Here is an 8,062-nt window from a genome sequence, read left to right as displayed (position 1 = left end):
TGGCCGGGCACCCAGCTGATCAGCCAGACGTCCAGCTCCTCGTCACCGTGGATGCGGGTGAACCAGCGCCGCGTCTCCGGTATCCCGCCCGGGGGCAGCAGGTGGTCGCAACGCCCGCTCAGCACGTCGTCGGCGGCCTGGTCGGTGGCGTGCATGAGGTCGGGCACCCGCAGGCGGGTCGGTCCCGACGATGGGGACGAGACGTGGCGCGGGCGCAACGCAGCCGGGGCGGCGAGGGGCACAGACATCGGGGAGCTCCAGAGAAAACGGATCGGACGGGCGGCGGCGTGTTACGGCCGACAACACTCGCAAAATCCGAAGCGCTCCATCACGGCCGCCAGTGTTGCATAGATTGGGAGGGTGCGCCGGTGCGCTCGTCGACCCCTGCTGTGCGGCACGCTCGCCGTGGCGGCCGGTTTGTTGGCCGTAACGGGATGCTCCGCTGACCACCCCAGCGGCAGGCCCGCGTCCTCGTCGACGCGTCCGGCCGGCATTCCCAGTGGCCCCGGGGCGGCGCCCCCGGGCGCCGTCGGGCTGTCGCCGGGGGGCGTGACGACCAGGGTCGACGTGCCCGCGGATTCGACCGAGGAAGAGTATTACCAGGCGTGTCACGCCGCGAAAGTGTGGATGGATGCCCAGCCCAGGACCGGTCAGTCGCTGTTCGAGCCCTACTTGGCGATGCTGCAGGCCGCGCCGTCGGGCACCCCGGGCAGCTGGAACGCCCGGTGGGCGGACCTGACGCCGGCCCGGCAGGCGGCCGTGCTCACCGCCGCGCGCGCAGCCGCCAACGACGAATGCGGCTAGCGCTTTTTCAACCCCCGGGCAATTGAATTCACGGCTAGAAAAAACTGCCGACCCGGCCGGTGCGGCCGGGCGCCGCCGCGCAAAATGAAGGGATGCCGGACGAACCCGCCGCAGCGGTTGCGCGCCGATCGTCACCGACCCGGGTGGCGTTGGCGCTGGGCAGTGGCGGGGCGCGCGGCTACGCCCACATCGGGGTGATCGAGGCGCTGCGCGCCCGCGAGTACGAGATCGTGGGGATCGCGGGCTCGTCGATGGGCGCGCTGGTCGGCGGCCTCGAGGCGGCCGGGCGCCGCGACGAGTTCGCCGACTGGGCGAAGTCCCTCACGCAGCGCACCATCCTGCGGCTGCTGGACTTCTCGATCAGCGCGGCGGGGGTGATGCGCGCCGAGAAGATCCTCGACGCGGTGCGTGACATCCTCGGCCCGGTCGCCATCGAGCAGCTGCCCATCCCCTTCACCGCGGTGGCCACCGACCTGGTGGCCGGCAAGTCGGTGTGGTTTCAGCGCGGGCCGGTCGACACCGCGATCCGCGCCTCCATCGCCATCCCCGGCGTGATCGCCCCGCACGAGGTCGACGGGCGTCTGCTGGCCGACGGGGGCATCCTGGACCCGCTGCCGATGGCGCCGCTTTCGGCGGTCAACGCCGACGTGACCATCGCGGTGAGCCTGTCCGGCAGCGAGGCGATCGCCAACCGCGACGCGGAGTCGGGAGTCACCGCCGAATGGCTGAACCGCATGGTGCGCAGCACCTCGGCGCTGCTCGACACCACGGCCGCCCGCTCGCTGCTCGACCGGCCGACCGCGCGGGCCGTTCTCGGCAGGTTCGGCGGGTCCACCGCCGACGCGGAAAGCTGGCCGGACGACCCGGACGTCGAGGAGAACGCGGCCGAGTACGAGGTGGCCGGTGAATTGGCCGGCGCCGCACCGGATATCCCGAAACTGGGCAGCTTCGAGGTGATGAACCGCACGATCGACATCGCCCAGGCCGCGCTGGCGCGCCATACGCTGGCCGTCTACCCGCCCGACTTGCTGATCGAAGTTCCGCGCTCGATCTGCCGGGGCCTGGAGTTCCACCGGGCGGCGGAGGTGATCGCCGTCGGGCGTGCGCTGGCGGATGAGGCGTTGGACGCCTTCGAAAACGACCGCGCCGCGCCGCCCCCGATCGAGGACTGAAACCGCTCTGCCGCAACGGGTTAGGCCCCGAGGAAGCGCGCGACGGCTTCGGCTTCGCGGCGGCCCTGCTCGCGGCCGGCCAGCGCCGACGCGACGCGGCAGGCGGGATCCAACGGATTGGGCCCAAACGCCGCCAGCGAGCCGGAGTCGGCGAACACCGCGACCGTCGCGCCGCTGAAGGCGGAGATCTCCGCGGCCGGGCCGGCGCCGAACGGCGACGGCGTGTCCGCACCCGAGGGCACCAGCACCACCGCCGCGCCGCAATCGGCGGCCACACCGAGGTTGACCGAGCTGGCCACCCCGCCGTCCATGTAGCGCCGGCCGGCGATCGCCACCGGCGGCCAGGCCCCGGGCACCGCGCAACTGGCCGCGACCGCGTCGACGAGGTCGACGCCGGACTCGCGATCGAAAACGGCCAATTCGCCGGTGTCAACGTCGATTGCGGTGATCCGCAGCGCCCGGTCGGGCCAGTCGTGGGATGGCAAGCGCTGCGCGATGACCCGCCGGCGCACCGGCGGTGCAACGGTTTCGGTCGCGAGTGCCACGGCGCCGATCCGCTGCATCTGCTGCCGGGTCCGGTCCGACGGGTCGGAATAGGGCTCGGCCAAGGCGCTGAGGAACATTTTGGTGATCGTTTCGACGTCGACCCCGGAATCGATCTCGGCGGACACCTCGGCGACCTGCCGGTCGAACAGCTCATCGAGCGGGGCGCCACTCCCGATTTGCGCGGCGACCGTCGACCCCGCGGAGGTGCCCACCAGAACGTCGGAATCCAGTAGCAGCCCGGCCGCAGCCGGTGACTCGTCGGCGATACCGCGCAAAATGCCTGTCTCCCAGGCGATTCCCGCTATCCCCCCACCGGCCAGGACTAGGGCTCGTCTGGTTGTCACGCCCACCCACTCTGCCAGGCCGCCGTCGGCTAGCGCGGGGCGCCCGGCAACGCGTGTTGCGCCTCCTGGACCGGTGCGCTCAGCTCCGCCCGGCGCAGCAGGTGTGCGGGCGGGCTGGGCAGGATCAGCCGGCGGTCGACGCGCAGCGTGGCGTCCACGTGGACCAGCTCGCCCGGCTCGAGCAGGCGCCAGCGGGGGTCGTCATCCATGCGTTCGGTGGCGAACACCACCGACGATCGGGTGCACAGATGTTCCGAGCGCGCATGAATGCGGCTGGTGCGCATGTCGAATGCCGGGGCCTGGATGGCGGCATCGTCGGAGCGGTCCAGGATGTAGAGCTCGTGCGTGTCGGGGTAGCGCAGCGCCCACATGTCGGTGGCCGTGCTCAGCAGCACGTTCACCGCATAGATCGGCGCGTTGGCCGCGAGCCACCTCATGGCATCGGTCAGGCCCGCGGTGACGTCGCCGTCGAGCGCTCGGATTGAGGCGGTGATCAATGCGAATACCCGCTCGGAGTCGGTGTCGCCGAGAACCAGATCCCCGGTGCCGACCTCGCGCAGCCGGTCGTCGAGAACGTCGAGCCCCTCGACCACGCCGTTGTGCGCGAAGATCCGGCCGTCCTGCAGGAACGGGTGGGTGTTGCGGACGTCGAGGGAACCGGTCGTCGCGTAACGCACGTGCGCGATGAACGTGGTGCCGGTCAGGTCATGGGCCTCGGTAGCGAACGCCGCGTCCTCCCAGGCCGCCATGGGCTGCTTGTCCAGCTGCGGCCGGCCGCGCTCGTCGAAGACGCCCACGCCCGTGCCGTCCGGGTTTCTCCTGCTCTGTTCGGCGAGGCTGTCGGGGGCGTCCAACAACCAGAACGTCGCGGTGCAAACGTCCGTCCCGGCGTGGAGCCCGAATAGTCGGCACATGTTCTCGACGGTACCGAGCGCCAGCCGGCGGGCTCAGTCGCGGGCCTCGACCACCCAATAGCCGTGCTCGGCGTAGCGCGCGCGGATCGCCTTCTTGTCGTACTTGCCCACACTGGTGCGCGGAATCTCCTCGACGAACGCCCACCTCTCGGGCAGCCACCAACGAGCCACCTTCTCCGCGAGGAACTTTCGCAGGTCCTCGGCGCTGACCGTCGCGCCTTCCTTGGCCACCACGACCGCCAGCGGCCGTTCCTGCCAACGCTCGTCGGGCACGCCGACCACCGCTGCCTCCACCACATGCGGGTGCCCGATCAAGCTGTTCTCCAGCTCGACCGAGGAGATCCACTCGCCGCCGGACTTGATGACGTCCTTGGCCCGGTCGGTCAGGGTGACGAAACCGCGCTCGTCGATCCGCCCCACGTCACCCGTGCGCAACCAACCGGAATCGAACTTCGAGTCGTCGGCCGTCAGGTAGTAGGAGCCGGCGATCCACGGGCCGCGGACTTCCACCTCGCCCACGGCCTCGCCGTCGTTGGGCAGCACCTGGCCGTCGTCGTCGACGATCCGCATCTCGACCCCGCAGACCGGTTGCCCCTGGGTGGCGCGGTACGTCCAGTGCTGATCCTCGGGGGTGCCCGGCGGCGGCCATGCCATGGTGGCCATCGGCGAGGTTTCCGTCATGCCCCACAGCTGCCGGATCTGCACGCCGTGCTTCTCCTCGAACGTGCGCATCAACGACAGCGGAACGGCCGATCCCCCACAGACCACCAACCGCAGCGACGACATGTCGTGGTCCGGTTCGTCCTCCAGGCGATGCAACACGTCGTTCCAGATGGTGGGCACCGCACCGGCGACGGTCGGTCGCTCGTGTTCCACCATGCCGATCAGCGACCGCGCGTCCAGATGGCAGTCGGGCAACACCAGGTCGGCGCCGGCCATCAGCGCCGCATAAGGCAGGCCCCACGCGTTGGCGTGGAACATCGGCACGATCGGCAGCACGCTGTCGACCGAACCCACGCCGATGCCGTTGGTGCTGCAGGCCGCCATGGTGTGCAGGTAGCTCGAACGATGGCTGTACACCACGCCTTTGGGGTTGCCGGTGGTGCCGCTGGTGTAGCACATGGCGGCCGCGGACTGCTCGTCGATGTCGGGCCAGTCGAACTCGGTGGACTCGCCAGCGAGCACGTCGGCGTACCGCAGCACGGTCTTGCCCGAACCCTCGAACGGCGCGGTGTCACCCTCCCCGACGACGATCGCGGTGTGCACGGTCTTGAGGTCGCCCAGCACCGGCGCGAGCAGCTTGGCCAGCGACGCGTCGACCAGCACCACCTGGTCTTCGGCCTCGTTGGCGACGTAGACGATCTGCTCGGCGAAGAGGCGGATGTTGAGGGTGTGCAGCACGGCGCCCATCGACGGCACCGCCAGGTAGGTCGCCAGGTGTTCGGCGTTGTTCCACATGAACGTCGCCACCCGTTGATCCCCGGTGACGCCGAGGCGGCGCAGTCCGTTCGCCAGCCGCGCGGCGTCCCGGCCCAGTTCCCGGTAGCTGGTTCGCCGGTAGCCGTCGCCGGTGGCGGTGGCAACCGTGCGAGCGCCGTGCACGCCGCAGCCGTGCCGCATGATCGCGGTGATCGTCAACGGAAAGTCCTGCATGGTGCTGTCCATTGAGGTACCGCCCTTGGATCTCGGCGCAGCGGCGCCCGATGTCAACCCTCGGGATGCGGGGTGGCCGGGTGCCGCGCCGGAGGCGAGGGGCCGCCGGCAGCCTCCACCCTAAGCCCGAGTTCGGCGCCGGCGTCGGCAATCACCCTAAGCCAGTACAGGTTCCCGCTGCGCCGGCGCGAGCAGCCCGGTGGTCGACTCGTCGGCCGGCCCCGCGGCGATCGGCGCCACGGTGACCGCGCCGGAGTAGTCGCCGATGTAGAGGTACCTGCCATCCGGGCTTTCCACCACGCAGGACGGGTCCTTGACCGCCGTGATCTCACCGATGACGTCGTGGGTGCGCGTGCAGACCACCGCGACATGGTCGTCGCCGACCAGATAGGCACGGCGGCCGTCGCGGCTGAGCGCGAGGCGGGTCAGCGGACCGGCGACCTCGCTGAGCTTGCGCGTGCCGGTGATCTTGCGGGTGCGGATGTCGATGACATCGAGCACCGCGCCCACAATGGGGCCGCAGCTGGCTACGTAGGCCGTACCGCCGGCGTCGCTCAGTGCGACGTCGCGGATGGGTAACCCGAGCTCGTAGGCGCCGGCGATGTGCAAGCGCCGAGTGTCGACTTCGACCAGTTGGCCGCCCGACGGGCCGTTGGTGGCGGCGTAGAGGTGACGCCCGTCCGGGGCGATGCGGACACAGTCCACGGTGGTCCCCGGTGCGGTGGCGAGGTCGATCACCTCGAAGTCGTCGGTGGTGGTGTCCAGGACCGTGACGTCGGCTCCGCAGACGCCGTTCCGGCCGGCGTAGACGAACCTGCCGTCGGCACTCACGGCAAGGTCGCTCACGGTGTTGGCCAGCGGATGCGTCGCCACCCACGCGTTGGTGACCAGGTCGACGACGTCGACGGAGTCGTACGCCGTGGTGGCCGTGCTGACATAGGCGCGCGGGTTGGTCCCACCGCTGAGGGCGATCGTGGAGGGCTCGCCGAGGCCGGTGACGGTCTGCACCACCCGGCGCGCATCGGTGTCGACGATCGAAACCGATGCGCGGGCGTGGTTGGCGACTATCAGCCGGCTGCCGTCGGGGCTTACGCAGGCATCGCTGATCGGACCGTATCGCACCGGAATCCGGACCACCGAGCCCTCGTCGAATCGGAAATTTGGCTCTTCTCGGTCGTCCGGGAAGGCCTTGCGGCCGTTCACACCGCTCACGTTGCACCGCCTTTGCTGGTCGTCGGCGCGGAGGCAAAATCGTCGGAAATTGCGCGACAATTAGGTCTCCGGATCCAGGAGGATCTCAGCACCGAAAGGCACTGACCCGACTGGTTTTTCGATCTTACCGGCCAAAATTCGCGTCGAGAGCGCCAAATTCCCCCGACGTTAGTTACGTCACTCCCCGCGCTCAGGTTCTGCTCAGGCTCGCAATAACGCTGTACCGCAGTCGCTTACCCTCAGCGAAAGAGACGCAAACGCGCATCCGGCGGATTTCGCTTTAGCCGCTAACGCCCCCGGTCAGCGCCCCAGCATTGTCCAAGTTAAGAAATTCTCAGGCTCAATCCCGCGAAGAGGGAAAGATCACACCTTATCGACTAGCTGAATTGGGTTCTTGGCCGGGGCAAGGCGGCACCGTCGACGACGATATCGAGCTTTTCGTTGTAAAAGGCCACCAGACCGGCGATCTGGCCGACCGCGGGCAACGGGTAGTGATAGGTCCAGGCCAGGTCCGGATGCAGCGCACCGCCGGAGCGCACCGACCAGTATCCCGACGTCACCCCTTTGTACGGACACAGCGTCTGTGTCGCGCTGGATTCCAGATGCTCAAAAGAGATATCGGTGGGGTCGATGTAATACCTTGTCGGTAAACCGGTTTCAAAGAGCAGGACGGGAGACCTGGTGTCGGCCAGCACAATTCCATCCAGCTCGACACGGACATGCCGATGCGACCGCAGCGCGTCCACGCGCGAATAGGGGTTCCGCGGGTGGCCGTAGATCGGCTCGTCTTCCTCGAACCAGCGCAACGAATTCCATTCGAATCGCACGGTCCCGGCCACCGGGCCGTCGCCGTCGGCGTCGAACACCCGCGCGGCGGACGGATGAGTGTGACCGGAGCCCTCCAGGGAGTACAGCCGCGATGCGCCGAATTGCACCTTCTGCGAATGGTTCTCGTCACGCAGGAACTCCGGGCGGACATCGGCCAGCGGTATGTAGTACTGCGGGTAGTACGGAACCTCCCACACGTAGAGCGCCGCGGTGGTGTCGAAGACCAACGCGTCTGAAAGATAGCCCCGCACCCGGCGCGGTGCAGGCTCGACCCTGCCGCGCGCGACGGCCATTTCGGGGTAATCACGCTCGACGGTCATGTCTGATCCTTGGCGGCCAGCCCGGCCGGCGCGTGGGCGATCGCCCTACGGATGGCATCGGCGAGCGCCAGGGCGCTCTCCTCGGTGAGCTCCAGCGCCACCCGCGCCGACGGCCCGAGCTCCGGATTGATCACGTCGATGTTGACCGTGTGGCCGTAGGGGGCGTGCACGGGGTGATCGACATACACCGTCGCGCGGCTGGCGCCGAACCACCCCGTGGCGCCCTTGCCGCTGCCGTCGATTCCGACGTGTTCGGTGAGATAGGTGCA

Annotated in this window: 8 protein-coding genes and 1 pseudogene; 2 read left to right on the top strand and 7 right to left on the bottom strand. The window is 69.1% G+C overall.

The genetic code is table 11. From position 1 onward, the window contains the following. Positions 1-248, bottom strand: a pseudogene (locus A9X03_RS09210) (cysteine dioxygenase); the annotation flags it as partial. 112 nt (positions 249-360) lie between these two features. Between A9X03_RS09210 and A9X03_RS09205 the strand changes: the two are divergent. Both A9X03_RS09205 and A9X03_RS09200 read left to right on the top strand, forming a co-directional pair. After that, positions 361-804: a lipoprotein LpqV gene (locus A9X03_RS09205; RefSeq protein ID WP_067783185.1), complete on the top strand. Its 444-nt coding sequence runs from the start codon at positions 361-363 to the stop codon at positions 802-804. 92 nt (positions 805-896) lie between these two features. Then, the gene (locus A9X03_RS09200) at positions 897-1,976 is read left to right on the top strand and encodes a patatin-like phospholipase family protein (RefSeq protein ID WP_156746514.1); all 1,080 of its coding nucleotides are present in this window, start codon (positions 897-899) and stop codon (positions 1,974-1,976) included. Positions 1,977-1,996: 20 nt separating this feature from the next. Here A9X03_RS09200 and A9X03_RS09195 read toward each other — a convergent pair whose 3' ends face one another. The 6 genes from A9X03_RS09195 to A9X03_RS29730 all read right to left on the bottom strand — a co-directional run. Then, a complete protein-coding gene (locus A9X03_RS09195) occupies positions 1,997-2,866 on the bottom strand; it encodes a patatin-like phospholipase family protein (protein ID WP_067759356.1) in 870 nt (289 codons plus the stop codon). 29 nt (positions 2,867-2,895) lie between these two features. Continuing rightward, complete coding sequence (locus A9X03_RS09190; protein ID WP_068260680.1) at positions 2,896-3,780, bottom strand: class II glutamine amidotransferase; 885 nt, start codon at positions 3,778-3,780, stop codon at positions 2,896-2,898. A 33-nt stretch (positions 3,781-3,813) separates the two neighbouring features. Continuing rightward, positions 3,814-5,445: a long-chain fatty acid--CoA ligase gene (locus A9X03_RS09185; RefSeq protein ID WP_067783191.1), complete on the bottom strand. Its 1,632-nt coding sequence runs from the start codon at positions 5,443-5,445 to the stop codon at positions 3,814-3,816. A gap of 144 nt (positions 5,446-5,589) precedes the next feature. Continuing rightward, positions 5,590-6,645, bottom strand: a complete 1,056-nt coding sequence (locus A9X03_RS09180) for a WD40 repeat domain-containing protein (protein WP_068260675.1) — start codon at positions 6,643-6,645, stop codon at positions 5,590-5,592. A 377-nt stretch (positions 6,646-7,022) separates the two neighbouring features. Beyond that, complete coding sequence (locus A9X03_RS09175; protein ID WP_067759315.1) at positions 7,023-7,793, bottom strand: DUF427 domain-containing protein; 771 nt, start codon at positions 7,791-7,793, stop codon at positions 7,023-7,025. Beyond that, on the bottom strand, positions 7,790-8,062 hold a 273-nt coding region (locus tag A9X03_RS29730), incomplete at its 5' end, for a DUF6295 family protein (protein WP_067783199.1). The genes A9X03_RS09175 and A9X03_RS29730, both read right to left, overlap by 4 nt.

It is taken from the genome of Mycobacterium sp. E1715, assembly GCF_001667625.1.
Lineage (GTDB): Bacteria > Actinomycetota > Actinomycetes > Mycobacteriales > Mycobacteriaceae > Mycobacterium.
Note: the sequence above shows the minus strand (reverse complement) of the source record. Positions and strands in the feature narration are given on the sequence as shown.

Bases quoted from the DNA above. Each gene is read 5' to 3' on its own strand.
- A9X03_RS09200 (WP_156746514.1), top strand. From the start codon at position 897: ATGCCGGACGAACCCGCCGCAGCGGTTGCGCGCCGATCGTCACCGACC.
- A9X03_RS09190 (WP_068260680.1), bottom strand. From the start codon at position 3,780: ATGTGCCGACTATTCGGGCTCCACGCCGGGACGGACGTTTGCACCGCG.
- A9X03_RS09185 (WP_067783191.1), bottom strand. From the start codon at position 5,445: ATGGACAGCACCATGCAGGACTTTCCGTTGACGATCACCGCGATCATG.
- A9X03_RS09175 (WP_067759315.1), bottom strand. From the start codon at position 7,793: ATGACCGTCGAGCGTGATTACCCCGAAATGGCCGTCGCGCGCGGCAGG.